Here is a 26,224-nt window from a genome sequence, read left to right as displayed (position 1 = left end):
CGCCGTGGGATTTTTTTCAGACCTGCGGGATGCGCGGCGCGATCACGCCCGGGTCGTACCAGGTCACCGGGCGGATCTCGAACACGCCGCCCTCGAAGTCCAGCCGCCGCGCCGCATGCCGCGCGTCTTCGAGCGACTCGCACTCGACGATGTAGATGCCCATCAGCTGCTCCTTCGTCTCGGCGAAGGGCCCGTCGGTCACCAGCGGATGCGCGGCGCCGGCGTGCCGCACGGTGGTGGCTGTGTCGGGCATCAGGCGCAGCACGGTGCCGAGCCGGCCGGCGGCCTGCAGCTCGTCGCGCAGGTCGGCGTGGCGCTCGAGCATCTCGTCTTCGACCTCGGGCGCCCAGCCGGCCGCCGCAGCTTCGGAACCGTAGATCAGGATGGAATAGATCATCGTTCGTCCTTTGCTTGAAGGGAGTCGGAAGAGGCGCCCGCGCCGAGGCGGTCGAGCAGCAGGCGGATGTGCGCGGCCTCGGCGGCGGTGCGGGCCAGTGCGAGCGCGTCGGCAAAGGCGCGGCGCGCTTCGTCGCTGCGGCCCAGCTGCATCAGCAGCCCGCCGCGCAGGCCGTGGAAGTGGAAGTACGCCGACAGCGGCTCTGCCAGCGCGTCGACCATCGCCAGCGCCGCCTCGGGCCCGCGCACCTTGGCCACGGCCACCGCGCGGTTGAGCGTGACCACGGGCGAAGGCTGCAGCTTTTCGAGCCCGGCGTAGAGCCGGTCGATCTCGGCCCAGTCGGTGTCGGCGGCGCGCGCGGCCCGCGCGTGCGTGGCCGCGATGGCCGCCTGCAGCTGGTACGGCCCGACGCGGCGCTGGCGCAGCGCGGCGTCGAGCAGGGCCAGGCCTTCGTCGATCGCCGCGCGGTGCCAGCGCGTGCGGTCCTGGTCTTCGAGCAGCACGACCATGCCGGCCGCGTCCAGCCGCGCATCGGCGCGCGCGTGCTGCAACAGCAGCAGGGCGCACAGGCCGGCGGTCTCGGGCTCGTCGGGGAACAGGTCGCACAGCAGGCGCGCGAGCCGGATCGCCTCTTCGCACAGCGCCACGCGCACATGGGCCGTGCCGCCGCTGGCCGCATAGCCTTCGTTGAACAGCAGATAGACCACCGCGCCCACGGCCGCCAGCCGCTCGCCGCGTTCGCGCGCGCCGGGCGCATCGAAGGGCAGGCCGGCCGCGGCCACGCGCTGCTTGGCGCGCGTGATGCGCTGTTCCATGGCGCGCTCGCCGACCAGGAAGGCGCGCGCGATCTCCGGCACCGACAGGCCCGAGACGATGCGCAGCGCCAGCGCGATCTGCTGCGCGAGCGGCAACGCGGGGTGGCAGCAGACGAACAGCAGGCGCAGCACGTCGTCGCGGTAGTGCGACTGGTCGAGCTGTTCGGCGAGGTCGGGGTCGAGGGCCATGTCCGCGTCGCCGTCATCGGCTTCGGGCAGCGGATCGTGCCGGTCGCGCCGCCGCAGCTCGTCGAGCGCCGCGTTGCGCCCCACGAGGATCAGCCACGCCAGCGGATCGTCGGGCGGGCCGTGCTCGGGCCAGTGCCGCAGCGCGCGCAGGCTGGCTTCCTGGAAGCCTTCCTCGGCCGTGTCCAGGTCGCGGAAGTAGCGCAGCAGTGCCGCCACCGCGCGCGGGCGCGCAGCGGTCAGTGTGGTGGCGATCCAGCTCAGCTCGGTGGTGCTCATCGTCGGCGCGTGGGTGTCGCTTCTGTTCCTTCGACGGAGGTCGGTTCAACCCCAAGGACGCGCCAGTATGCGGCGGGCCGACAGCGGTGCGCAAAAAAAGTCCGCGTGGACAATGCGGCGCATGTCCGACCTCCACGCCCTGACCCGGCAGTTTCCGCACCCCGGCCGGCTCGACGCCATCCTGTTGCGCCCCGCGCGGCGCACGCCAGTTCAATCGGTGGAGGAGGTGCAGGCCATCGAAGGGCTGGGGCTGGCCGGCGACCGCATCAGCGCCGGGCGCGGCGGTGGCAAGCGGCAGGTCACGCTGATCCAGGCGGAGCACCTGCCGGTTGTCGCGGCGCTTGCGCAGCGCATGGAGGGTGTGGGTGCGGGCCTGCTGCGCCGCAACCTCGTCGTGTCGGGCCTCAACCTGCTGGCGGCGCGCTCGCTGTTTCGCGACCAGCCGCTGGTGCTGGCGCTCGGGCCCGAGGTGCTGCTCGAGATCACCGGGCCCTGCGAGCCTTGCTCGCGCATGGAAGAACTGCTCGGCCCCGGTGGCTACAACGCCATGCGCGGGCATGGCGGCGTGACGGCGCGGGTGCTGCGTGGCGGTGTGCTGCGCGTCGGCGACGTGGTCGCCTGCCGCACCGCCTGAACACCACCTACATCAGGTTGCGCAGCGAAGCCTCGATGGCCGCCGCCGTGGCCAGCGGCTTTTCCATCGGGAACAGGTGGCTGCCGTCGAGCATCGTGATGCGGCCCTTGGTGACCTGCTCGGTCATCGCCATGCCCACCTGCTTCATCTCGACCGACTGGCGTCCGCCGATGAACGCCACCTTGCACTTGAGCGGGTGGCGGCGCAGCAGCGCGCCCAGCGTGTGGGGCAGGGTGTTGTAGATGGCGGTTTCCACGTCGCGGTCGAAGCTCAGCGAGCGCGTGTCTTCGCTGTCGAAGGTGCCGTGGTCGATGTAGTCGTGCAGCACCTGCTCGTCCCACTTCGCGAACGCCTTCTTGCTGCGGAAGTGCTCGAACACCGCCTCGCGGTGCTCCCAGCTGTTCTTGCGCTTGCGGCTCACGGCGCCGGGCGAAATGCTCTTCATGAGCGGCGTGCGCTTGACCACGTTGAGCGTGTTCGCGCGCCAGCCGCCGAGGATCGGCGAATCGATCAGCAGCACGCCGCGCGCCAGCTCGGGGTGGCGCGCCGCGCACATCAGGCTCAGGAAGCCGCCCAGCGAATGGCCGATGAGAAACACCGGGCCGCCCGCGCGGTCGGCACGCAGCTTGGCGAAGTCGGCCAGCTGCTGCACCAGGTGCGGCCAGTTGTCGGTGACGGGGTACTTCGGGTCGTGCCCGAATTTCTCGATGGCGTCGACCTCGAAGCCCCGGTTGCGAAGGCTGTCGAGAACGACGCGGTAGGTGCTCGCCGGAAAGCTGTTGCCGTGCGAAAAGATGACAGGAGGCACGGACAGATTCAGATGAGCTTTTCGTCGGGCGTGGAGATCTTGCGCAGCGGGCTGTGACGCGTGGCCGGCATCCGCAGCGGGTGTTCGGTGGCGCTGTCGTCCCACACCGGGTCTTCGATGCTGTCGAACACCTCGCGCAGCTTCTGGCCCCAGCTGTTGTGCATCATGCGGTAGTAGGGGTTGTCGGCGTCGATGCAGATCACGCGGTCGGTCTCGAGCTTGTTGGCCTCGTACACCACGAGGTCCAGCGGCAGGCCGACCGACAGGTTCGACTTCATGGTCGAGTCCATCGACACCAGCGCGCACTTGGCGGCTTCGTCCAGCGGCGTCTCGGGCGTGAGCACGCGGTCGAGCACGGGCTTGCCGTACTTCGACTCGCCCACCTGGAAGTAGGGCGTCTCGGTGGTGGCTTCGATGAAGTTGCCCGCGGCGTAGACCAGGAACAGGCGCATGCCTTCGCCCTTGACCTGCCCGCCGAAGATGAACGACACGTTGAAATCGAGGCCCGCATGCTTGAGTGCTTCGGCATCGCGGTCGTACACATGGCGCACGGCCGAGCCCAGCACGCGCGCGGCGTCGAACATGCTCTTGGCGTTCCAGATGGTGATGGGTTCGCCCTGCGTGCCGTCCTCGCGCGTTTCGCGCAGCTCTTCGATCTGCAGGATTTCGCGCACCGACTGCGAGATGCTCAGGTTGCCCGACGACAGCAGCACCATCACGCGGTCGCCTGGCTGCTCGTAGACGATCATCTTGCGGAAGGTGCTGATGTGGTCCACCCCCGCGTTCGTGCGCGAGTCGGAAAGAAACACCAGGCCGGCGTTGAGTTTGATGCCTACGCAATAAGTCATGGGTTCGCCTTGCAGGAACTGGGCCCGCTCATGCGGTACTGCGTTCACGTGCGTTCAGTTTCTGGAGGGCATAGAGCGCGTCGAGGGCTTCGCGCGGGCTCATGGCGTCCGGGTCGAGGGCAGCCAGCGCGGATTCTACGGCGCTGGCCATGGGGGTTTCGGTGGCCGGCGGCGGCGCAAACAGGTCGACCTGCGCACGCGTTTGCGCATGCTGCGATTCGAGCGCATCGAGCGCCTGCCGCGCGTGGTTGACCACCGCCGCGGGCATGCCCGCCAGGCGCGCCACCTGGATGCCGTAGCTCTTGCTGGCCGGGCCCGGCTGCATCTCGTGCAGGAACACGATGTCGCGGCCCGACTCGGTCGCGCTCACGTGCATGTTCACCGCGCCGTGGTGCGTGGCCGGGAACTCGGTGAGCTCGAAGTAGTGCGTGGCGAACAGCGTGAAGGCCTTGCTGCGGTCGTGCAACTGCGCCGCGATGCCGGCCGCCAGCGCCAGGCCGTCGAAGGTGCTGGTGCCGCGGCCGATTTCGTCCATCAGCACCAGCGACTGCGCCGTGGCGCTGTGCAGGATCTGCGCGGCCTCGGTCATCTCGAGCATGAAGGTCGACTGCGCGTTGGCCAGGTCGTCCGCTGCGCCGATGCGCGTGTGAATCGCATCGATCGGCCCGAGTCGGCAGGCCGTGGCGGGCACGTGCGAGCCGATGGACGCCAGCAGCACCACGATCGCCACCTGCCGCATGTAGGTCGACTTACCGCCCATGTTCGGGCCGGTGATGATCTGCATGCGCTGCTGCGGCCCCATCTGCGTGTCGTTGGCGATGAAGCCGCCCGACGACTTCTCGGCCAGCCGCGCCTCCACCACCGGATGGCGGCCCTGCTGGATCTCGATGCACGGGTGCGACACGAAGGTCGGCGCGCGCCAGTTCAGCGTGTGCGAGCGCTCGGCCAGCGCGCACAGCGCGTCGAGCGCAGCGATGCCGCCGGCCAGCTGCGTGAGCGCGGGCACCGAAGGCTGCAGCGCGTCGAGGAGCTGCTCGTACAGCCACTTCTCGCGCGCCAGTGCGCGGTCTTGCGCGCTCAGTGCCTTGTCTTCGAAGGCCTTGAGTTCGGGCGTGATGAAGCGCTCGGCGTTCTTCAGCGTCTGGCGGCGGCGGTAGTTGTCGGGCACCTTCGAGAGCGCGCTTTGCGTCACCTCGATGTAGAAGCCGTGCACGCGGTTGAACTGCACGCGCAGGTTGCTGATGCCGGTGCGCTCGCGCTCGCTGATCTCGAGTTTGAGCAAAAAGTCGTCGCAGTTCTCGCTGATCTCGCGCAGCTCGTCGAGCTCGGCGTCGTGGCCCGTGGCGATCACGCCGCCGTCGCGCACCAGCGCCGACGGATCGGGCTTGATCGCACGCACCAGCAGGTCGGCGCAGCCCGGCGGCGGTGCCAGGCGTTCGGTGATCTGCGCCAGCAGCGCAGCCGCGCCCGGCAGCAGCGGCGCCAGTTGCTCGGCCTTCGCCAGCGCGAGCTGCAGCGCGACCAGTTCGCGCGGGCGCACTTGCCGCAGCGCAATGCGCGCCGCGATGCGTTCCACGTCGCTCGTGTTCTTCAGTTGCTCGCGCAGCGTGCGCCAGGGCGCGGCGGTGGCGCCGGGCCCGGGGGACTGCAGCGCACCGATGGCGTCGAGCCGGCCTTGTGCTTCGCTGCGGTCGCGGCGCGGCGAGAGCAGCCAGCGCTTGAGCAGGCGGCTGCCCATGCCCGTCATGCAGGTGTCGAGCAGCGAGAACATCGTGGGCGCGTCTTCGCCGCGCAGCGTCTGCACCAGCTCCAGGTTGCGGCGCGTGGTGGGCGGCAGCTCGATCAGGTCGCCGTCGCGTTCCACCGACAGCCGCTGCACGTGCGACAGCGCGCGGCCCTGCGTGTGCTCGGCATAGCCCAGTAGCGCGGCGGCGGCGGCGTGCGCGTTGCCCAGCGATTCGGCGTTCCACGCCGCGAGGCTGTGGCTGCCCATCTGCTCGCTGAGCTTGCGCTCGCCCAGGCCGGGATCGAACTGCCAGGCCGGACGCAGCGACAGCGTGAACGGCACAGCCGCGCGCGCGGCCTTCAGGCGCTGCTCGAAGGCGGGCGTGACCTCGGCGCTGTACAGCAGCTCGCTCGGTGCGATGCGCGCGATCCAGGCTTCGAGCGCGTCGGCCGGGCACTCGGCCAGCCGCAGTTCGGCACCCGTCACGCTGAGCCAGGCCAGGCCGCAGAAGTTGCGCGTGCCCGCATGCACGGCGAGCAGCAGCGAATCGCTCTTGTCGTTGAGCAGTTCCGAGTCGGTCAGCGTGCCGGGCGTGACCACCCGCACCACCTTGCGCTCGACCGGCCCCTTGCTGGCACCGACCTCGCCCACCTGTTCGCAGATGGCGACCGATTCGCCCAGCTTGATGAGCCGCGCGAGGTAGGTGTCGACCGAGTGGAAGGGCACGCCGCACATCAGCACCGGCTGCCCGGCCGACTGGCCGCGCTGGGTGAGCGTGATGTCGAGCAGGCGCGAGGCCTTTTCGGCGTCGGCCCAGAACAGTTCGTAGAAATCGCCCATCCGGTAGAACAGCAGGGTGTCCGGATGGTCGGCCTTGAGGCCTAAGTACTGCGCCATCATCGGCGTGTGCCCGGCGAAATCGCCAGCCGAGGGGGCTTGATCTTTGGTGCTTTTCACCGGTAAGGTCATTGAATCCGTGGAGAAGAAAAGAGGGTGCGCGCTGCGCATCCCGGGGATCGGGTCATTATCGGGGACGGCCATCGGCGTGCGCGCCGGCCTCCCCGCACCGACGCCCCTGCCGCGTCCACTTTGGCCGCATTCCCCTGAATCCAGACAGCTCCCCCGTGCGTAGCCATGCGCATGCGCATGACTACGCGGGCGCACGCGACCTTTTTTCTCCATGGAGACCCCAGTGAGCTACGAGGACATCCGGAAACGATTTCATGTGCCTGCCCGCAAGGGCGCCAGGGTGCTGGTGCACGGGCAGCCCGGCACCGTGACCACCGTGCGGGGGCTCACGCTGCGCGTGCGGCTGGACGGCATGAGCTGGTCGCGGCCGTACCTGCCGGACGAGCTGCAATGGCTGCCGGCCCCGGCGCCCGAGCCGCAGGGGCAGGGGCAGGGGCAGGGGCAGGGGCAGGGGCAGGGGCAGGGGCAGGGCGGCCCCGAGCACTGACGCGGTCGGGCGCGGGCGGCGGCCTGCATCGCCGCTCCTAAAATCCCTCGGCGCAAACCCCGCGTGAAGAACAAAGGCGCCCATGGCCCCGTCGGATGAAATCAAAGGCCCTGCAGCGGACGCGCTCCCGGACACCGCCACCTTGCCCGCTGACCTTGCGGCGCTGTACCTGTGCATGTCGCCGGCCCAGCTGGCGGACCTGCGCAAGTCGAAACGGCCCGAAGGGCGACCGGGCACGGGCAACAGCGGCCCGTCCGTCATCCGACCCGTCGAAGGCACGGGCGGTGCCAAGGACCCGGCGCTCTACCAGCTCGGCACGCTGCGCGAATTCGCCAAGGCGAACGCCGCGCCCTCGGCTTTCGACACCGCGCTGAACACCGGCCTGCCGGGCTGGTTCGGCGCCAAGCTGCCTTTCTTCGCCGAGCGCGAACCCCGCATCAAGCGCGGCAAGCGCGTGCTCATCGGCGGCGCCTGGGACCGGGCCGATCCGCTGCGCGAGCAGCGCTTCGTCGCGCTGGCCAAGGGCCGCATCCGCTTCACGTCGCTGACGTGTGCCGAAGCTGCGGCGAGCCTGTGGGCCGACGTGGCCAGTCACCGCGCGTTCGCCGACCAGGGGCTGGCCCTGCTCGCGCGCGAGACGCAGGCCATCGAGGCCTCGCTGGCCGACACGGCCCGCCTGGCCGCGACCGCACCGACCGATGCGGCGGCCTGAGTTCATTCCAAGTTCGAAGAGGGAAACGTCCCGATGCTGATCAACTGCGTGGCCTATGAAAACGGCGCCAAGCTCGCCGACATTCCCGTCGAGGACATCAGCGACTACATCTCCCGCGCCGGCTGTTTCGTCTGGGTGGCGTTGAGCGACGCCACGCCCGAAGAGCTGGCCCAGATGCAGGACGAATTCGACCTGCACCCGCTGGCCGTCGAAGACGCCCAGCACGGCCACCAGCGTCCCAAGGTCGAGGAGTACGGCGACTCGCTGTTCGTCGTGATGCACCTGGTCGAGCCCTCGACCGAAGCCGAAGGCGAGCACAGCGTGAACGTGGGCGAGGTCAACGTGTTCGTCGGCCGCAACTACGTGCTGTCGGTGCGCAACCGCAGCCAGCAGGGCTTCCTGGGCGTGCGCGAGCGTTGCGAGCGCGAGCCTGACCTGCTGCGCAACGGCGCGGGCTTCGTGCTCTATGCGCTGATGGACGCGGTGGTCGACCGCTACTTTCCGGTGATCGACGCGCTCGAAGTGGAACTCGAATCCATCGAGCAGCAGATCTTTGCGCAGGGCGGCGCGGCGCGCGACAAGATCAAGCAGCTGTACGACCTGAAGCGCCGCAGCCTCATCCTCAAGCGCGCGGTGGCGCCGCTGGTGGAGGCAGCGGGCAAGCTGCACGGCGGGCGCGTCCCGCAGATCTGCGTGGGCACGCAGGAATATTTCCGCGACGTGGGCGACCACCTGGTGCGCATCAACGGTTCGATCGACGCGGTGCGCGACACCATCGCCACGGCGGTGCAGGTGAACCTCTCGATGGTCACCATCGAGGAGAGCGAAGTGACCAAGCGGCTCGCCGCCTGGGCCAGCATCTTCGCGGTGTGCACCGCCTTCGCGGGCATCTGGGGCATGAACTTCGAGCACATGCCCGAGCTGAAATTCCGCTATGGATACGCGATGGCGCTGGGGCTGATCGTCAGCACCTGCGGCTACCTCTACTACCGGTTCAAGCGCGTCGGCTGGCTCTAGCGCGAAGCCCGGCCCCGGGCTTCGCGACTGAGTCGCGCCTTCCTTATTCGTCGTGCGTGTCGTGCGTCGCCACCGCACCGCGACGCCAGTAACCCGACGCCCGAACCCACTTCGGGTTCGCACCGCGCTCGCCCACGAGGTGCGCGCGCAGCGCCTTCGCGATCGCCGATTCGCAACCGACCCAGGCGTGGAAGTCACCGTCCGGCAGCGTCATCGCTTTCAGCGTGTCGACCAGCACGGGGCTCAGTCCCGGCGCGGCGCCTTCGCGGTGCACCCAGCGCAGCGTGAGCTCGGCCTGCGTCTCCAAAGGAATCTCGTCGGCTGCGCTGTCGACTTCCGCCAGCACCACCACGCGCGCGCCGGCCGGCAGTTCGGCCAGGCGGCGAGAGATGGCGGGCAGGGCGGTGTCGTCGCCGATCAGCAGGTGCCAGTCGAATTCGGTCGGCACGATGAACGAGCCGCGCGGGCCGCCTACGCCGACGATGTCGCCGGGCTTGGCCTGCTCGGCCCACTGCGTGGCGGGGCCGGCGTCGTGCAGCGCGAAGTCGATCTCGAGCGTATTGGCCTGTGGGTCGTGGCGGCGCGGCGTGTAGTCGCGCATGGCGGGGCGCCCGCCCTCGGGCCACACGGGGCCGTCGGGGCCGGCGGTCGGCAGCGTGAGCTGGCCGGTGGCGACATCGGGAAAGAACAGCTTCGCGTGGTCGTCGAAGCCGGGGCTGGTGAAGCCCTGGAGCGCGTCGCCGGTCAGCGTGATGCGGATCAGGTGCGGCGTCACGCGCTGCACGGTCTTCACCGTGAGTTGGCGAAAACGCAGTTCGTGGCGCACGCGGCGGGGCGTGCGGTCGGGCGTGTTGGAAGAAGAAGCAGTGGTTGTGAAGTCGGTCATTTGCAGAGATGGGTTCAGATGCGTTCGAGCTGTTGTGCGGCGCTGTCGAGCACCGCGGCGAATTCGTGGGCTTGTTGTTCGGTGAGGGGGGCGCCGCCAAGGCGCAGGCGCATCGCGAGCTTGAGGTTCTCGATGGCGCGGGTGACTTGCGGGGGCCGTCCGGCGCGCGGGCCGGCGCCGTCCACGCCGCCCGCCATGCGGGCCATCATGGCGTCGGCCGTTTCGCGGTTGGCGGCCAGGAACTCCTGGCCGCTCGGCGTGATGCTGTAGCGCTTGCGACCGCCGACGTCGGCGGTTTCCACGCTCAGGTAGCCCAGCTCTTCCAGCAGCGTGAGCGTGGGGTAGACCACGCCGGGGCTCGGCGCGTAGGTGCCGCCCAGGCGGTCTTCGATGGCCTTGATGAGTTCGTAGCCGTGCGAGGGCTTGTCGGCAATGAGCTGCAGCAGCACGAAGCGCAGCCCGCCGTGGCCGAACACCCGGCCCGCGCCGCCGCCGCGCCCGCCGCGCATCCCGCGGCCGCCGCCGGCCAGGCCGTCTTCGTGTTCGCCGCGCGGGGCGTGGCGGTGGTGATGGTGGTGCGGAGCGTGGTGAAGGTGGCGCATGGGGATGGCTTTCTTGAGTGGGTCGAGACTATTCTAGATATATCGAAATAGAAAGCGAAAGCCCACCCATGGGGCGACCCTGCCGGTCGCATGGGTTCTGGCGGCGCGGCCCCTTCGGACTACAGCGGGCGCAAAGGCGCCGCGCGCGCAATCAGCCGGATCTGCTCGAAGTCCAGCCGGTCCAGCGCCTGGCGCAGCGTCAGCACCATCGGCTGGCTGTGCGCCTCGGCGGCCAGCCGGTTCACCCACTCGTGCAGGTCGCTCCAGCGCCCGTCGCGGGCGAGCACTTCGAGTTCGTCCTTCTGCGCCGGCGACAGCGGCGTCAACACCGGCAGCAGCCGGCCGCGCGCCCGGGGCCTGGCGCGCGGGCGCGGCGCGGCGATGGGTTCCGATGGCGGCGGTGCAGGCGCGTCCGACGAAGGCGCCGGCTCGGTCGACAGCGAGAACACCACCCGCGTCCCCGAGCCCATGCCGCTGTGGATGGCGAGCCGCCCGCCCATCCGCTGCACGATGCGCTGCGCAATCACCAGCCCGAGCCCGCCGCCCGCCATGCTGGGCGCGTTGTCGGCCAGCAGGCGCGTCATGCGCTCGAGCGTGTCGGCGTCGATGCCCGTGCCGCTGTCGGTCACCTCGAAATGCAGCAGCCACGCGCCGTGGGACGGTTGCGCCTGCAAGCGCAGCCCGATGGCGCCGTTGCGCGTGAACCTGGCCGCGTTCGACAGCAGGTTCAGCACCACCTGCTGCAGCCGCTTGCCGTCCAGGTGGACCAGGGCCGGCAACTCGCCGTCGATCGTGAGTTCGAAGCTGTTGTGCTGGCGCTGCGCGAGTGCGTCCGCGTACTGCGCGACGTTGTCGACCAGCGTGCGCAGTTGCACCGGCTGCGCCTCGACGGCCAGCGGCGCCAGCTCGCCCTTGGCGTAGTCGACCAGGTCATCGATGAGCTCCAGCTGGTAGGCCGCGCTGCGTTCGATGGTTGCGAGCCGCGTCGGCGCGGGCATGTCGCCGGCGTCCTGCATCAGCCGCAGGTTGCCCAGGATGGTGGCCACCGGCGCGCGCAGGTCGTGGCTGATGTAGGCCAGCAGCTCCTTCTGCTCGCGCGTGCGCTGCTCGGCCTGGCCCAGCGCCTCGCTCAGGGCGCGGGTCTTGCGCACCACTTCTTCTTCGAGCCGCTGCTGCTCCTGCGCCTGCCACTGCAGCAGCGTCTGCTGCGCCGCGTTGCGCTGGCGCGTCTCCTGGAACGACCACGCCGTGATCGCGAACGCGCCCACCAGCATGCCGGGGAACGCCAGCGCATAGTGGTCGAAGTCGGACATCGAGCGCTCCGCGAACATCAGCGCCGACATGCGCATCAGCGCGCCCACGCAGATCACGAGCATCACCAGCAGCGACAGCCGCCCGCCCGGGCCGGCGCGCCGCTGGTAGATGAAGGTGCAGACCGTCAGCGCGAGCACGATCAGTGGCGCGTTCACGATGCCGATGGCCGCGAAGGTCGCATAGGGACCGAGCAGGGTGCCCAGCAGCACGACGATCTCGACACCGGCCAGCGCGAACAGCAGCGGGCGCCCGGGCACGCGCACCGGGCTCTGGCGGCCGCGCTCGTGAAAGTACAGCAGCAGGCACAGCGCCGTGGCCGCCACCATCACGCTGTGGCCGCGGTAGCTCCAGTCGGTGCTGTCGGGCCACAGCGCGATGCGCGCATAGCCGCGGTAGGTGGCCTCGTACAGCGCCAGCAGCGCAAAGCTCCCCGCCTGGAACGCGAGCATCGGCGCGCGCGAAATCCACCACAGCGCCGCCGAATACACCGCGAAGGCCAGCAGCCCCCCGATCAGCAGGCCGCTGAGCAGCGCATGGTTGCGTTCGATGTGATGCCACGCCTCGTCGGTGTGCAGCTCCAGCACCAGCTTGATCTGGCCCGTGCTCATGACGCGCACCAGCACCTGCACCGACTCGCCCGGCTGCAGATCGATCTGCATCTGTGGAATGCGGTCGTGGCGGTGCGTGCTGTCCATCGGGTCGGACACGCCGGCCTGCGCGTGCGTCCATGCGGGTTGGCCATTGCGCGTGCGCAGCAGATGAAAGTCGACATGCCGCAGCCACGTCACGTTGAGCCCGAACCGCGCCGTGCGCACCTCCTGCGCATCGTTGACCAGCGACAGGCGCAGCCAGACCGCCGAGGTCGAGAACCCGCGCATCAGCTGGTCGGGCGTGGCGGGCAGGAACCCGTTCGCACCACCGCTCGGCACTGCGAGCACCTCGCGCGCCGACAGGCGGGCCGTGGGGTCTGCGAACACCTCGATGGTCTGTTCGATGGCGACCTTGCCGCGGGCAAGTGCGCTGAACCTGACGGCTTCCGCCGCGCTGGCCGCGAAGCCCCACAACCACAAGGCCAGGCCGAGCAGCAGACCGCTTGCCCACCAGGGGCGTGTGCGCACCGGATGCATCGCGCGTCAGGTGCCGGAACGTTCGACACCGGCCTGGCGACAGGCCGAGGGCGTGCAGTCGAAGTACTCGCGAAACGCCGTCGCGAAGTTCGCGGCGCTCGAGAACCCCACCGCCGCGGCGATCTCTTCGATGCGCATGGCCGATTCGAGCAGCAGGCGCTGCGCCTCGTGCAGCCGCGCTTCGCGCACGAACTCGAACACCGTGCGGTTCGTCAGCTCCTTGAACACGCGCGACAGGCGCTTTTCGTGCGTGCCCACGCGTGCCGCCAGCTCGCGCAGCGGCAGCACGCGGCTCAGGTCGGCCAGGATGAGTCGCTCCGCCGCCTGCATGAGCGCGCGGTCCATGCCCGAGCCCGGCGCGCCGCCGTCGTTCGCGGCGGGGCTGTCGGGCGGGGGCGCAGGCTGCGGGGCAGGGGCGGTGCGCGCCCTGCGGGATTCCGCCAGCGCCAGGTGAATCTCGACGCGGGCCATCACCTCGGCCGGGTCGAAGGGCTTCACGATGTAGTCGACCGCGCCCGCCCGCAGGCCCGTCAGGCGCTCTTCCAGGCTGGCCGACGAGGTCACGAAGATCACCGGAATGTCCGCCGTGGCCGGGTCGGCCTTCAGCAGGCGGCAGGCGGCAAACCCGTCGGTGCCGCCCAGGCGCACGTCCAGCAGCACCAGGTCCATCTGCAGCGTCGTCGCCCGCCGGTAACCCTCCATCGCGTCGAAGGCGAGCGTGATGCGGTAGCCGGTGCCCCGCAGCGTTTCCAGCAAAAGCTTGAGTTCGTCAACGTTGTCGTCGACAACCAGAAGATGAGCTCTCCGGGGCTCCGGAGGTGACCAATAGGACATGGAAAGAGGGGGCGCCGGCACCGCGTTGGAACGCCCTGTGGCCGAAACAATGTAACCAAGAAATTAATTTGGTAATCATTGTCACAAGAAATGCAAATTCATCCAATGACCGGTCTTCATTCCTGATCGATTCACCCGCCATTGACGCCCGAGGCCTTAAAAAAGGTGCCGCGGCGAGGGGGGCTGTCAGAGGGAAAACGGGGTGCTGGACAGGGCCCGTCCGGTATTGCAGGAAATAGCCGGGCCGATTCCGTCCATCAAAAGAATTGGACGCTCCGGCAAAAGCCCGTAAGCCAAAAGACCGCCAGCGCTCGCTTTCCCAACTTGCGAATTGCTGATTTTCTTTCGCCAATCGTGTGAAGTATTCGACATTCACACACGTTTGTGAACAGTTGTACGCCACGGCAAACGCCACGGCCTCTCCGGCAAAAGTCCGGACACCCCCCCGAACCAAGAATCCCGCCCCATGCAAGCGCAAGCCTGCGTGATCCGCGCACCGGGTCGCGCCGGCGAGTCCTCGAGAGCCACCCGCGGCCTTCGAGATTTCCCAACGTGCGACCCGGGCTGTTCGCTGAAAGCGAGGGCTCGCCCGAGGTCCGGAGTCAAGGAGAAAGACCAATCATGGAAGCTGTTTACAAGTCTGGTGGCGCGTCATCCCGCAAAGCGACGGCGGAAGCCCCTCTGGTTCTGGATCGCCCGTCGATCGTCACGCTGAAGATCGCGCCCGAGAGCGTGCTCAAGTTCGAGCGCCGCGGCGACGACCTCGTGCTCGTGCTGCGCGACGGCCAGGAAGTCGCCGTGCGCGGCTTCTTCGCCGAGTACCCCGACGCCGGCCGCAACGACCTCGTGCTCGAAGACGGCGCCGGCGTGCAGTGGTGGGGCCAGTACACCGCGCCCTGGAAAGACTTCCACTTCACCGAGATCGAATGGAACGACGCCGGCGGCGCCTTGCTGCCCGACGGCGTGCCGGGCTGGCTGCTGGGCGCGCTCGGCGTGCTGGGCGTCGGTGCCGCCGCGAGCGGTGGCGGCGGCGGTGGTGGCCCGGCTTTCATTCCGCCGTTGCTTCCCGCGCAGAACCGCGGCCCCGAAGGCAAGGCCGAGCCTGTCGTCACCGACCAGGACAAGCCTGTTAGCGGACAAGTGCACGCGACCGACCCGGACCGTGACACGCTGACCTACACCGTCGCCAAGGGCCCCGAGCACGGCACCGTCACCGTTGATCCGTCCACGGGCCAGTTCGTCTACACGCCCAAGCCCGGCTACGAAGGGCCCGACAGCTTCGAGGTGACCGTCAGCGACGGCAAGGGCGGCACCACCACCGTCACGGTGCCCGTGACCGTCTCGCCCGTGAACGACGCACCCACCGCGCCCGACTACACGGAGACCACGACCGAAGACACGCCCGTGAGCGGCCGCGTGACCGGCAGCGACATCGACAGTGGCGACACGCTGACCTACACGAAGGGCAGCGACCCGGCGCACGGCACGGTCACGGTCAACCCGGACGGCACGTACACGTACACGCCGAACCCGGACTTCCATGGGACGGACAGCTTCACGGTGACGGTGAGCGATGGCCATGGCGGTACGACGACGAGCACGGTGACGGTGACGGTCTCGCCCGTCAACGACGCGCCCAAGGCGCCGGACTACGACGAGACGACGAACGAAGACATGCCGATCAGCGGAAGCGTGGTCGGCACCGACGTCGATGGCGATGCGCTGACGTACGTGAAGGGCAGCGATCCGGCGAACGGCACGGTCACGGTCAATCCCGATGGCACGTATGTCTACACGCCGAATCTGAACTTCAATGGCACCGACAGCTTCACCGTGACGGTTAGTGACGGCAACGGCGGCACGTTCACCAGCACGGTGAACGTGACCGTCAACCCGGTCAATGACGCACCGACGGCGCCCAACTACATCGAGACCAAGAACGAAGACACACCCGTCAGCGGCCAGGTCGTTGGCAGCGACGTCGATGGCGACACCCTGACGTACACCAAGGGCAGCGATCCGGCGCACGGCACGGTCACGGTCAACGCCGATGGCACGTACATCTACGTCCCCGGCGCCAACTTCAACGGCACCGACAGCTTCACCGTGACGGTGAGCGACGGCCACGGTGGCACGACCACCAGCACGGTGAACGTGACCATCAATCCGGTCAACGACGCACCGACGGCGCCCAACTACATCGAGACCACGAATGAAGACACGCCGGTCAGCGGCAAGGTCGTCGGCAGTGACGTCGATGGCGACGCGCTGACGTACACCAAGGGCAGCGACCCCGCGCACGGCACGGTCACGGTCAACGCTGATGGCACGTACACCTACACCCCGGGTACGAACTTCAACGGCACCGACAGCTTCACCGTCACGGTGAGCGATGGCCACGGCGGCAACACCACCAGCACGGTGAACGTGACCATCAACCCGGTCAACGACGCCCCGACGGCGCCCAACTACAACCAGACCACGAACGAAGACACGCCGGTCAACGGCAAGGTGACGGGTACTGACGTGGACGGCGATGCGCTGACCTACACGAAGGGCAGCAACCCCTCGAATGGCTCTGTCACGGTCAATCCGGATGGCACGTACGTCTACACGCCGAACCCGAACTTCAACGGCACCGACACGTTCACCGTCACGGTCAGTGACGGCCACGGCGGCACGACGACCAGCACCGTCACCGTCACCGTCGATCCGGTCAACGACGCCCCGACGGCGCCCAACTACAACCAGACCACGAACGAGGACACGCCCGTCAACGGCAAGGTCATCGGCAGCGACGTCGACGGTGACACGTTGACCTACACCAAGGGCAGCAATCCTTCGAACGGCTCTGTCACGGTCAATCCGGATGGCACGTACACCTATACGCCGAACCCGGACTTCCACGGGACGGACAGCTTCACGGTAACGGTGAGCGATGGTCACGGGGGTACGACGACGAGCACGGTGACCGTGACGGTCGACCCGGCGAACGATGCGCCGACGGTGCCTGACTACACCAAGACCACGGATGAAGACACGCCCGTGAGCGGCCAGGTCGTTGGCAGCGACGTCGATGGCGACACGCTGACTTACGTGAAGGGCAGCGATCCAGCGCACGGCACGGTCACGGTCAACGCCGATGGCACGTACACCTACGTCCCTGGTGCCAACTTCCACGGCACCGACAGCTTCACCGTCACGGTGAGCGACGGCCATGGCGGCACCACCACCAGCACGGTGAACGTGACCATCAATCCGGTCAACGACGCACCGACGGCGCCCAACTACAACCAGACCACGAACGAAGACACGCCCGTCAGCGGCCAGGTCGTGGGCAGCGACGTCGACGGCGATGCACTGACGTACGTGAAGGGTAGCGACCCCGCGAACGGCACGGTGACGGTCAACGCGGACGGCACCTATACCTACACCCCGAATGCCAACTTCAACGGCACCGACACGTTCACCGTCACGGTGAGCGATGGCCATGGCGGCACGACGACCAGCACCATCACGGTCACGATCGATCCGGTCAACGATGCACCGACAGTCCCCAACTACACCGAGACGACGAACGAAGACACGCCGGTCAGCGGCCAGGTCGTCGGCAGCGACGTCGACGGCGACACGTTGACCTACACGAAGGGCAGCGATCCCACGCACGGCACGGTGACCGTCAACGCCGATGGCACCTACACCTACGTCCCCGGCGCGAACTTCAACGGCACCGACAGCTTCACGGTGACGGTGAGCGACGGTCACGGTGAAACGACCACCAGTACGGTGAATGTGACCATCAACCCGGTCAACGACGCACCGACGGCGCCCAACTACACCGAGACCACGAACGAAGACACGCCGGTCAACGGCCAGGTCGTCGGCAGCGACGTCGACGGCGACGCGCTGACCTACACCAAGGGCAGCGATCCGGCGCATGGCACGGTCACCGTCAATGCCGACGGCACGTACACCTACGTCCCCGGCGCCAACTTCAACGGCACCGACACGTTCACCGTCACGGTGAGCGACGGCCACGGCGGCACGACCACCAGCACCGTGACGGTCACGATCGACCCGGTGAACGACGCCCCCACGGTGCCCAACTACGCCCAGACCACGGACGAAGACACCCCCGTCAGCGGCCAAGTGATCGGCAGCGACGTGGACGGCGATGCGCTGACGTATGCGCTGGGCAACGGCCCTGCGCATGGCACCGTCACGGTCAACGCTGACGGCACCTACACCTACGTCCCCAGCGCCAACTTCAACGGCGCCGACACGTTCACCGTCACCGTGAGCGACGGCCATGGCGGCACGACCACCAGCACCGTGACGGTCACGATCGACCCGGTGAACGACGCGCCGACGGTGCCCAACTACACCCAGACCACGGACGAAGACACACCCGTCAGCGGAAGCGTGGTCGGCAGCGACGTCGATGGCGACACGCTGACCTACGTGAAGGGCAGCGATCCCGCGAACGGCACGGTCACGGTCAACGCGGACGGCACCTACACCTACACCCCGAACGCCAACTTCAACGGCACCGACAGCTTCACCGTCACGGTGAGCGACGGCCACGGCGGCACGACCACCAGCACGGTGAACGTGACCATCAACCCCGTCAACGACGCTCCGGTCTTCGTCGACGGCGGCGGCACGCCGGTCGACACGGCCACCGGCTACGTCTTCGGCTACGACGAGAACCGCCCCGCGGGCACCGTGCTCGGCACGGTCCACGCCACGGACATCGACAGCGCGAACGTCACCTACAGCATCCTCTCGGGCAACGACCAGGGCTACTTCGCCATCGACCCCACCACGGGCGAGATCAGCCTCACGCCGGCAGGCGCTGCGGCCTTCGTCAATGACTACGAAGCAGGCGCCAACGCGCACTCGCTGGTGATCGGCGCGACCGATGGCACGGCCACGACCACCATCCCCGTCACGCTCAACGAGCAGAACATCAACGACGCACCGACGGTGCCCAACTACACCACGACGACGGACGAAGACACGCCCGTCAGCGGTCAAGTGATCGGCAGCGACGTCGACGGCGACGCGCTGACGTACGCCAAGGGCAGCGATCCGGCGCACGGCACGGTCACGGTCAATCCCGATGGCACGTACACCTACGTTCCCGGCGCGAACTTCAACGGCGCCGACAGCTTCACGGTGACGGTGAGCGACGGTCACGGTGGAACCACCACCAGCACGGTGAACGTGACCATCAACCCCGTCAACGACGCCCCGGTGTTCGTCGACGGCGGTGGCACGCCGGTGGACTCGGCCACCGGCTACGTCTTCGGCTACGACGAGAACCGCACTGCGGGCACCGTGCTCGGCACGGTCCACGCCACCGACATCGACAGCGCGAACGTCACCTACAGCATCCTCTCGGGCAACGACAACGGCTACTTCGCCATCGATCCGGCCACCGGCGAGATCAGCCTCACGCCGGCAGGCGCTGCAGCCTTCGTCAACGACTACGAAGCGGGCGCCAACGCGCATTCGCTGGTGGTCGGTGCGAGCGACGGAACCGTCACGACGAACATCCCCGTCACGCTCAACGAGCAGAACGTCAACGAGGCGCCGACGGCTCCCGACGACACCAAGACCACGGACGAAGACACGCCCGTCAGCGGCCAGATCGTCGGCAGCGACGTCGACGGCGACACGCTCACCTACACCAAGGGCAGCAACCCGTCGAACGGCACGGTGACGGTGAACCCCAACGGCACCTACACCTACGTTCCCAATGCCAACTTCAACGGCACTGACAGCTTCACCGTCACGGTGAGCGACGGCCACGGCGGCACGACCACCAGCACGGTGACCGTGACCGTCAACCCGGTGAACGACCCGCCGACGGCCACGGCGACCGACGCCGGCATCGTCTCCGAAGGCAGCCTGCCCGGCGGCATTGCGGCGGCGGACGAGCCGCCGGTGCAATCGACCGGCAAGATCTCCATCGCGGACCCCGACAGCTTGGCGGGCGACCTGTCGGTGTCGCTCAGCGGCCCGGCCGGCGTCACCTCCGGCGGCCAGCCGGTGTCGTGGACCTGGGACGCGGGCACGCACACGCTCACGGGCAGCGTCACCGTCGACGGCGTCACCACCCAGGTGATGACCGTGGCCGTGGGCAATGTCAGCGCCACCGGCGCGGGGCAGTTCGAGGCGGGCTACACCGTCACGCTGAAGGCGCCGATCGACCACCCGGCGGGCAACGGCGAGGGCGTGTCGAACCTGCACTTCGAGGCCGTGGTGAGCGATGGCCAGCTCAGCGGCGCGCCGGTGGGCTTCAACGTGCCCGTCAAGGACGATGCGCCGGTGCTCGTGAACGGCGAGCAGTCCGTCGACGTGGCGCCGATCAACACGAACCTGATGGTGATCCTGGACCTCTCCGGGAGCATGGAGGAGGAGACGCCGACGCGGCTCTCCCGTGCGAAGGCGGCCGTCCAGAACCTGATCGACGGCTACGACCTGTACGGCGAGGTGCGGGTGCAACTCGTCACCTTCAGCACGACCGGGCAGGCACAACAAGCCTGGATGACGGCAGCCGACGCCAAGGCGCTGGTGCAGGACCTGCAGGCCAGTGGCAGCACCAACTACGACGCTGCCCTTGCTTCGGCGATGAGCGGTTTCTCGGCTGGCGGCAAGCTGCAGGGTGCCCAGAACGTGTCCTACTTCCTCACGGACGGCGAGCCGACGCGTGGGGACGGCAATCCCGACCAGCTCGGGAACAGCAGCAGCAGCAACGCGGCTGACAAGGGCATCCAGGCAGCGGAAGAAGCGATCTGGAAGACCTTCCTCACCAACAACAAGATCAACTCGTTCGCACTGGGCCTGGGTTCCAGCCTGGGCCCGACGGAGCAGGCCTACATCGACCCCATCGCCTACAACGGCAACACCGGCACGAACACCAACGGCAAGATCGTCACCGACACGAGCCAGCTGAACGACATGCTGCAAGGCACGATCAGCGTGCCGCCCACGGTCAGCAACCTGCTGACCGGCGGCCTCGGCGGCTCGTCGGGCTTCGGTGCCGACGGCGGCCATGTGTCCACGCTGACCATCGACGGCACCACCTACGCCTTCAACAGCGTCACGGGCTTGATGACGAAGACCGGCCCGGCCACCAGCAGCGACTACAGCTACAACCAGGCGACGCACCAGGTCACCATTGCCACCGACAAGGGCGGCAAGCTGGTGGTGGACTTCGACACGGGCGAGTTCAGCTACCAGGTGGCACCGCGCACCACCACCTCGCACAACTACGACGAGACCCTCAGCTACCAGGTGGTCGACCGCGACGGCGATGCGAGCAACGTGGCCACGCAGACGCTGCACGTCAACTACACGCCTGCAGCGGGTGCGGCAGCGCTCTTCACCTCGGCCGACTCGCTGGGCCTGGCCGGCGTCGATGAAGTCACGGTGTCGATCGAGCAGCAACAGCAACCGCACGATGCGCCGCATTTCCCCTTCGGCGACGGTCCGGCATGGGGAGGGCTGCAGCTGTCCGACATGCTGCAGGGCTTCGGCGCCGCCGAGTCGCTGCACGCGCTGCTGCAGGCCGCGTTCCCACCGGCCTTCGGTGGCACGCAGGCGTCTCCCTCGGTGCTGTCGCTGGCGTCGTCCGCAGATTCGCTCGCGGCCTACGCACCGCCCGTGGCGCCTTCGCTCGACGACGAGCTCCACATGGGCCTCGCGCTTCACCACTGACCGACCGGTGTGCCGGCGCCGCTTGCGGCGTCGGCACCTGGTGGTCTGCACGTCTTCACGCATGCTTGCTTCCCGTCATCTTTCGTCTGCTGCCGCGGGCCTTTTCTTCCTGTTCGCCGGATCGGCGGCGCTTGCGCAAGCGAGCACCGCCGCCCCGCTGGGCATGGCCGAGGCCGTGCGCCTGGCCGCCACCTCGCACCCGACCGTGCGCAACGCCGTCGGCCAGGCACTGCAGGCGGGCGAGGGCATTGCCGCCGCGCGCTCGGGCTACTACCCGCAGGTCAGCGCCGGCGTCAGCGCGCGCACGGGCAACCGCCAGCTGCAGGCCGACGGTCGCCGCCAGGTGCACCAGGCCTCGTTGTCGGTGACGCAGCTGCTGTACGACTTCGGCAAGGTGTCGAGTGCAGTGAGCGAAGCCGAAGCCTCGGCCACCGCCGCGCGCGCCAAGCTGCTCGTGGCGGTCGACGACGTGGTGCGCGACACCGCGCAGGCATGGATCGAAGTGCATCGCCAGCAGGCGCTCGGCGAGATCGCGCAGGCCCAGGTGAAGGGCGTGCAGTCGCTGGCCGGCCTCGTGGGCGAGCGCCAGGCCAAGGGCGCCACCAGCCAGTCCGACGTGGCGCAGGCGCAGTCGCGCCTGGAAGCCGCGCGCGCCCAGCAACTCAATACCGCGTCGCAAGCCGAGCGCTGGCGCCTGAACCTCATGCACCTGACCCAGGGCCGCGCGCCGGCCGACATCGCCGGCGAAGCGCCCGCGCCGCTCGCGAGCGCCTGCGCCGCGCCGCCGCAGACGGCCTTGCCCGCACCGACCGTGCAGATGGCGCAGGCCGAGCGCGACATGGCCAAGGCCGCGCTGCGCGGCGCCGATGCGCAACTGCTGCCCACCCTGTCGCTCAACGCCGCCGTCAACCGGGGGCTCGAATCGGGCGCGCGGCCCGCCGGCCAGTCTGCCAACGAAAGCACGTTCACCGTCAACTTCACCGCGCCGCTGTACGAAGGTGGGCGCAGCCAGGCCCGCCAGCGCGCCGCCGCGCACGCCGTCGAAGCGGCCGAAGCCGCGCTGGGCTATGCAGAACTCAGCGTGCGCCAGCGGCTCGAAGACGCGCGCGTGCAGTCGCAGGGCCACGCGCTGCGCCTGCCCGTGCTCGCCGCGCGCGTGCACAGCACGCAGCGCACGCGCGACCTGTACCGCGAGCAGTACCTGCAGCTGGGCACGCGCTCGCTGCTCGACCTGCTCAATGCCGAGCAGGAGTTCCACGGCGCGCGCTTCGAGCAGGCCGAGAGCGCGCACGAGGTGCAGCGGCTCGCGGTCGAGTGCCTGTACCAGTCGGGCCGCCTGCGCGAGGCCTTCGGGCTGGTCGATGCGGGCGAGCTCGTCGCCGGAGGCCAGCCATGACCGCCACCACCGTGCCCGAACTGTCCGCCGCGCGCGGCCCCGAGCTGCTTGCCGGCTGGGTCGATGCCGTGCTCGCCGTGGCCGCCCACTACCACCTCGACACCTCGCGCGAGCGCATCCGTGGCGCCGCCGCATGGAGCGACCACGAAGACATCGGTGAGCGCGTGCGCCAGATGGCCCGCCAGGCCGGGCTCACCGTGCGCCAGGTCGCGCCGCGCCTGGACACCCTGAGCCCCTGGCGCCTGCCCGTGGTGCTGCAGTTGCGCGACGGGCAGGTGGCCGTGGTCACCGCCATCTCGGCGCAGGGCCTGCGCGTGATGCTCGGTGGCGACCAGGGCGCGGAAACCGTCTGCACGGTCGACGAGCTGCAACCCGCGCTCGAGGCCATGGCCGTGCTGCGGCCCGCGCAATCGGCGCCCGACTCGCGCGTGGACGCCTACATCCGCCCGGTGGAGCCGCACTGGCTGCGCCAGATCGTGCTGGCCGACTGGCGGCCCTACGCGCACATCCTCGTCGCGTCGCTGGCCTACAACCTGATGGCGCTGGCCGGCACGCTGTTCTCGATGCAGGTGTACGACCGCGTCGTGCCCGCGCAGTCGCTGCCCACGCTGCATGTGCTGTTCGGCGGCGTGCTGCTGTCGATCGCGTTCAGCTGGGTCATGCGCGGCGCGCGCATGCGCATCACCGACGTGGTGGGCAAGCGTGCCGACCTGCGCATTTCGGACCGCGTGTTCGGCCACGCGCTGCGCGTGCGCGGCTCGGCGCGCCCGCGCGCCACCGGCACCTTCATTTCGCAGCTGCGCGAGCTGGAGCCCGTGCGCGAAATGCTCACGTCGACCACCGTGGCGGCCGTGGCCGACCTGCCGTTCTTCTTCGTGTTCTGCGTGCTCTTCTGGTTCATTGCCGGCTGGCTCGTGCTCGTGCCGCTGGCCGCGTGCGTGCTGCTGATCGTGCCCAGCCTGCTGGCGCAGCCGCGCCTGCGCGCGCTGGCCCAGACGGGCATGCGCGAATCGTCGCTGCGCAACGCCATGCTGGTCGAGGCGGTGCAGGGCATCGACGACATCAAGGGGCTGCAGGCCGAGCCGCGCTTCCAGAACCAGTGGAACCACTACAACGCCGTCAACGCCGACTCGGGCCTGCAACTGCGCGCGCTGCTCAACACCCTGAGCAACTGGACGCAGACCGTGCAGGGCGCCGCCTTCGCCTTCGTCGTGTTCTTCGGCGCGCCGCTCGTCATGGACGGCCACATGAGCACCGGCGTGCTCGTGGCCGCATCGATTTTGTCGACCCGCATGCTCGCGCCGCTGGCCGGCGTGACGCAGGTGCTCAACCGCTGGCAGCAGGCCAAGGTGGCCGGCGAGGCGCTCGACCAGCTCATGAAGCTGCCGGTCGACCATCCGCCCCACGAGACCCGCGTGCACCGGCCCGCCGTGCAGGGCGACTACACGCTGCGCGACGCCGTCTTCAGCCACGACGGCCAGACCACCGCGCTGCACGTGAAGGCGCTGCACATCGGCGCCGGCGAACGCATTGCCGTGCTCGGGCGCAACGGCGCGGGCAAGTCGACGCTGCTGCAGGCACTGTCGGGCCTCCTCGAGCCGCGTGCGGGCAGCGTGCTGCTCGACGGCGTGTCGATGGCGCACATCGACCCCGCCGACGTGCGCCGCGACGTCGGCCTGCTCGCGCAAGACGCGCGCCTGTTCCACGGCACCCTGCGCGAGAACCTGCAGATGGGCACCCCCCACGCCACCGACGCCGAACTGGTGGCGGCCCTGCAGGCCACCGGCGCCTGGGCCTTCGTGCGCCGCCTGCCCACCGGGCTGGACCATCCGCTGCTCGAAGGCGGGCGTGGCCTCTCGGGCGGACAGCGCCAGAGCCTGCTGCTCGCGCGGCTCCTGCTGCGCCGCCCCGGCGTGCTGCTGCTCGACGAGCCCACCGCCTCGCTCGACGAAGTGGCCGAGCGCGAAGTGATCGAACAGCTGCGCGCGCTGCCCGCCGGCCGCACGCTGGTGCTGGCCACCCACCGCCCGGCCGTGCTCGAGGCGGTCGACCGCATCCTCGTGGTGGACGGCGGCGCCGTCGTGCTCGACGGGCCGCGCGACCAGGTGATGGCGCGGCTGCGCCAAGGCGCGGTCGCTTCGCGCGAGGCGATGGCCTCCGCAGGCCGCGGCAAGGAGGGGCAGGCATGAACGCCGTGACATTGACCAAGGCGCAGGTGCAGGCCGCCGCGCAGGCACCGGCCGTCTCCACCGCCACCGTGTGGGGCCCCGGCGGCGCCGACGACTTCGACGAAGCCCGCGCCAGCGGCTCCGCGCGCGTCGTGTGGTTCATCGCGCTCTTTCTGCTCGCGTTCTTCGTGTGGGCCTGGGTCTTCGAGATCGACGAGGTGTCCAGCGGCATGGGCAAGGTGATTCCCAGCTCGCGCGAGCAGCGCATCCAGTCGCTCGAAGGCGGCATCCTCGCCGAGCTGCGCGTGCACGAAGGCCAGATCGTCGAGAAGGGCCAGGTGCTTGCGCAGCTCGACCCCACGCGCGGCGAATCGAACGTGGAAGAAACCGCCGCGCGCTACCGCGCCGCCCTGGCCAGCAGCGTGCGCCTGCGCGCCGAGGTGCAAGGGCAGGGCAGCCTGCAGTTCCCCGCCGAGCTGAAGGCCTACGCGCAACTGGTCGATTCCGAAAGCGCGCTCTTCCGCTCGCGCCAGGGCAGCCTGCGCGACACCGTGTCCGGCCTGGGCCAGGCGCTCGCGCTCGTGCGCAAGGAGCTCGACATCACCCGCTCGCTGCAGGTGAGCGGCGCGGCCAGCAACGTCGAGCTCATCCGCCTGCAACGCCAGGCCGCCGACCTGGAGCTGAAGATTGCCGAGGCGCGCGCCAACTACATGGTGCGCAGCCGCGAAGAGCTGGCCAAGGCCGATGCCGAGGTGAAGTCGTTGTCGTCCGTGGTGCGCGGGCGCGCCGACTCGCTCGAGCGGCTCACCCTGAACTCGCCCGTGCGCGGCATCGTCAAGAGCTTGCAGGTCACCACCATCGGCGGCGTCGTGCCGCCCAACGGCTCGCTGCTGACCTTGGTGCCGCTGGACGACCAGCTGCTGGTCGAGGCGCGCATCTCGCCGCGCGACATTGCCTTCATGCGGCCCGGGCAGGAGGCGCAGATCAAGATCACCGCCTACGACTACGCCGTGTACGGCGGCCTCAAGGGCCGCGTCGTGACCATCGCGCCCGACACCCAGCGCGACGAGGTCAAGCCCGAGATCGTGTACTACCCCGTGCTCGTGCGCACCGACTCCGACGCACTCACCGACAAGGCCGGCCGCCGCATGCCCATCGTGCCCGGCATGGTGACCACCGCCGACATCCGCACCGGCCGCAAGACCGTGTGGGACTACCTGACCAAGCCGCTGAACAAGGCGCGCGAAGCCATGCGCGAGCGCTGACCCGCGCGCGCTCATCTCTCCCCGCAAAC

17 protein-coding genes are annotated in these 26,224 nt (G+C 69.1%); 8 read left to right on the top strand and 9 right to left on the bottom strand.

Going from position 1 to position 26,224, the window contains the following annotated elements:
• Positions 1–16 precede the first annotated feature (16 nt).
• Both FFI97_RS02755 and FFI97_RS02750 read right to left on the bottom strand, forming a co-directional pair.
• Entirely contained in the window at positions 17–397 is a 381-nt protein-coding gene (locus tag FFI97_RS02755; protein ID WP_144004355.1) for a YciI family protein, read from the bottom strand.
• The gene (locus tag FFI97_RS02750; protein ID WP_144004354.1) at positions 394–1,677 is read right to left on the bottom strand and encodes an RNA polymerase sigma factor; all 1,284 of its coding nucleotides are present in this window, start codon (positions 1,675–1,677) and stop codon (positions 394–396) included. The genes FFI97_RS02755 and FFI97_RS02750 overlap by 4 nt, the downstream gene beginning before the upstream one ends.
• A 121-nt stretch (positions 1,678–1,798) precedes the next feature.
• On the opposite strand from FFI97_RS02750, the gene FFI97_RS02745 reads away from it, so the two are divergent.
• Positions 1,799–2,311: an MOSC domain-containing protein gene (locus tag FFI97_RS02745; RefSeq protein ID WP_139704474.1), complete on the top strand. Its 513-nt coding sequence runs from the start codon at positions 1,799–1,801 to the stop codon at positions 2,309–2,311.
• Positions 2,312–2,318: 7 nt separating this feature from the next.
• Here FFI97_RS02745 and FFI97_RS02740 read toward each other — a convergent pair whose 3' ends face one another.
• From FFI97_RS02740 to mutS, 3 genes are read right to left on the bottom strand one after another with little or no spacing between them, the layout of a single operon-like run.
• Complete coding sequence (locus FFI97_RS02740; RefSeq protein WP_185993629.1) at positions 2,319–3,125, bottom strand: alpha/beta fold hydrolase; 807 nt, start codon at positions 3,123–3,125, stop codon at positions 2,319–2,321.
• 2 nt (positions 3,126–3,127) lie between these two features.
• A complete protein-coding gene (locus FFI97_RS02735; protein WP_062474940.1) occupies positions 3,128–3,967 on the bottom strand; it encodes a proteasome-type protease in 840 nt (279 codons plus the stop codon).
• Positions 3,968–3,995: 28 nt separating this feature from the next.
• Positions 3,996–6,662 carry a DNA mismatch repair protein MutS gene (mutS, locus tag FFI97_RS02730; RefSeq protein WP_185993551.1) on the bottom strand — a complete coding sequence of 889 codons (2,667 nt, stop codon included), beginning with the start codon at positions 6,660–6,662 and terminating at the stop codon, positions 3,996–3,998.
• 211 nt (positions 6,663–6,873) lie between these two features.
• On the opposite strand from mutS, the gene FFI97_RS02725 reads away from it, so the two are divergent.
• From FFI97_RS02725 to corA, 3 genes are all read left to right on the top strand, one after another.
• Complete coding sequence (locus FFI97_RS02725) at positions 6,874–7,149, top strand: polysaccharide deacetylase (RefSeq protein ID WP_185993651.1); 276 nt, start codon at positions 6,874–6,876, stop codon at positions 7,147–7,149.
• Positions 7,150–7,291: 142 nt separating this feature from the next.
• Positions 7,292–7,861 (top strand): hypothetical protein, encoded by a 570-nt coding sequence (locus FFI97_RS02715; protein WP_260684885.1) that lies wholly within the window; start codon positions 7,292–7,294, stop codon positions 7,859–7,861.
• Between the two features lie 33 nt (positions 7,862–7,894).
• Positions 7,895–8,878 carry a magnesium/cobalt transporter CorA gene (corA, locus tag FFI97_RS02710; protein WP_139704480.1) on the top strand — a complete coding sequence of 328 codons (984 nt, stop codon included), beginning with the start codon at positions 7,895–7,897 and terminating at the stop codon, positions 8,876–8,878.
• A 43-nt stretch (positions 8,879–8,921) separates the two neighbouring features.
• On the opposite strand, the gene FFI97_RS02705 is transcribed toward corA, so the two are convergent.
• The 4 genes from FFI97_RS02705 to FFI97_RS02690 all read right to left on the bottom strand — a co-directional run bounded on the left by FFI97_RS02705 (position 8,922) and on the right by FFI97_RS02690 (position 13,641).
• Positions 8,922–9,764: a siderophore-interacting protein gene (locus FFI97_RS02705; RefSeq protein WP_139704481.1), complete on the bottom strand. Its 843-nt coding sequence runs from the start codon at positions 9,762–9,764 to the stop codon at positions 8,922–8,924.
• A gap of 14 nt (positions 9,765–9,778) precedes the next feature.
• Entirely contained in the window at positions 9,779–10,366 is a 588-nt protein-coding gene (locus FFI97_RS02700; RefSeq protein WP_062474958.1) for a PadR family transcriptional regulator, read from the bottom strand.
• Positions 10,367–10,485: 119 nt separating this feature from the next.
• Positions 10,486–12,798: a sensor histidine kinase gene (locus FFI97_RS02695; protein WP_185993550.1), complete on the bottom strand. Its 2,313-nt coding sequence runs from the start codon at positions 12,796–12,798 to the stop codon at positions 10,486–10,488.
• Positions 12,799–12,813: 15 nt separating this feature from the next.
• Entirely contained in the window at positions 12,814–13,641 is an 828-nt protein-coding gene (locus FFI97_RS02690; RefSeq protein ID WP_070062643.1) for a helix-turn-helix domain-containing protein, read from the bottom strand.
• Positions 13,642–14,262: 621 nt separating this feature from the next.
• Here FFI97_RS02690 and FFI97_RS02685 point away from each other — a divergent pair.
• The 4 genes from FFI97_RS02685 (at position 14,263) to FFI97_RS02670 (ending at position 26,195) form a co-directional block, all read left to right on the top strand.
• Complete coding sequence (locus FFI97_RS02685; protein ID WP_139704485.1) at positions 14,263–21,366, top strand: tandem-95 repeat protein; 7,104 nt, start codon at positions 14,263–14,265, stop codon at positions 21,364–21,366.
• Between the two features lie 61 nt (positions 21,367–21,427).
• Complete coding sequence (locus FFI97_RS02680; RefSeq protein ID WP_139704487.1) at positions 21,428–22,762, top strand: TolC family outer membrane protein; 1,335 nt, start codon at positions 21,428–21,430, stop codon at positions 22,760–22,762.
• Positions 22,759–24,951: a type I secretion system permease/ATPase gene (locus FFI97_RS02675; protein ID WP_139704489.1), complete on the top strand. Its 2,193-nt coding sequence runs from the start codon at positions 22,759–22,761 to the stop codon at positions 24,949–24,951. The genes FFI97_RS02680 and FFI97_RS02675 overlap by 4 nt, the downstream gene beginning before the upstream one ends.
• Complete coding sequence (locus FFI97_RS02670; RefSeq protein ID WP_062479200.1) at positions 24,948–26,195, top strand: HlyD family efflux transporter periplasmic adaptor subunit; 1,248 nt, start codon at positions 24,948–24,950, stop codon at positions 26,193–26,195. The genes FFI97_RS02675 and FFI97_RS02670 overlap by 4 nt, the downstream gene beginning before the upstream one ends.
• Positions 26,196–26,224: the final 29 nt, after the last annotated feature.

This window comes from Variovorax sp. KBS0712, from assembly GCF_006323185.2.
GTDB classification, from domain to species: domain Bacteria; phylum Pseudomonadota; class Gammaproteobacteria; order Burkholderiales; family Burkholderiaceae_C; genus Variovorax; species Variovorax boronicumulans.
This window is presented reverse-complemented; position numbering and strand designations above follow the sequence as displayed.

Bases quoted from the DNA above. Each gene is read 5' to 3' on its own strand.
- FFI97_RS02755 (WP_144004355.1), bottom strand. From the start codon at position 397: ATGATCTATTCCATCCTGATCTACGGTTCCGAAGCTGCGGCGGCCGGC.
- FFI97_RS02750 (WP_144004354.1), bottom strand. From the start codon at position 1,677: ATGAGCACCACCGAGCTGAGCTGGATCGCCACCACACTGACCGCTGCG.
- FFI97_RS02745 (WP_139704474.1), top strand. From the start codon at position 1,799: ATGTCCGACCTCCACGCCCTGACCCGGCAGTTTCCGCACCCCGGCCGG.
- FFI97_RS02735 (WP_062474940.1), bottom strand. From the start codon at position 3,967: ATGACTTATTGCGTAGGCATCAAACTCAACGCCGGCCTGGTGTTTCTT.
- mutS (WP_185993551.1), bottom strand. From the start codon at position 6,662: ATGACCTTACCGGTGAAAAGCACCAAAGATCAAGCCCCCTCGGCTGGC.
- FFI97_RS02725 (WP_185993651.1), top strand. From the start codon at position 6,874: ATGGAGACCCCAGTGAGCTACGAGGACATCCGGAAACGATTTCATGTG.
- corA (WP_139704480.1), top strand. From the start codon at position 7,895: ATGCTGATCAACTGCGTGGCCTATGAAAACGGCGCCAAGCTCGCCGAC.
- FFI97_RS02705 (WP_139704481.1), bottom strand. From the start codon at position 9,764: ATGACCGACTTCACAACCACTGCTTCTTCTTCCAACACGCCCGACCGC.
- FFI97_RS02700 (WP_062474958.1), bottom strand. From the start codon at position 10,366: ATGCGCCACCTTCACCACGCTCCGCACCACCATCACCACCGCCACGCC.
- FFI97_RS02690 (WP_070062643.1), bottom strand. From the start codon at position 13,641: ATGTCCTATTGGTCACCTCCGGAGCCCCGGAGAGCTCATCTTCTGGTT.
- FFI97_RS02685 (WP_139704485.1), top strand. From the start codon at position 14,263: ATGGAAGCTGTTTACAAGTCTGGTGGCGCGTCATCCCGCAAAGCGACG.
- FFI97_RS02680 (WP_139704487.1), top strand. From the start codon at position 21,428: ATGCTTGCTTCCCGTCATCTTTCGTCTGCTGCCGCGGGCCTTTTCTTC.
- FFI97_RS02675 (WP_139704489.1), top strand. From the start codon at position 22,759: ATGACCGCCACCACCGTGCCCGAACTGTCCGCCGCGCGCGGCCCCGAG.
- FFI97_RS02670 (WP_062479200.1), top strand. From the start codon at position 24,948: ATGAACGCCGTGACATTGACCAAGGCGCAGGTGCAGGCCGCCGCGCAG.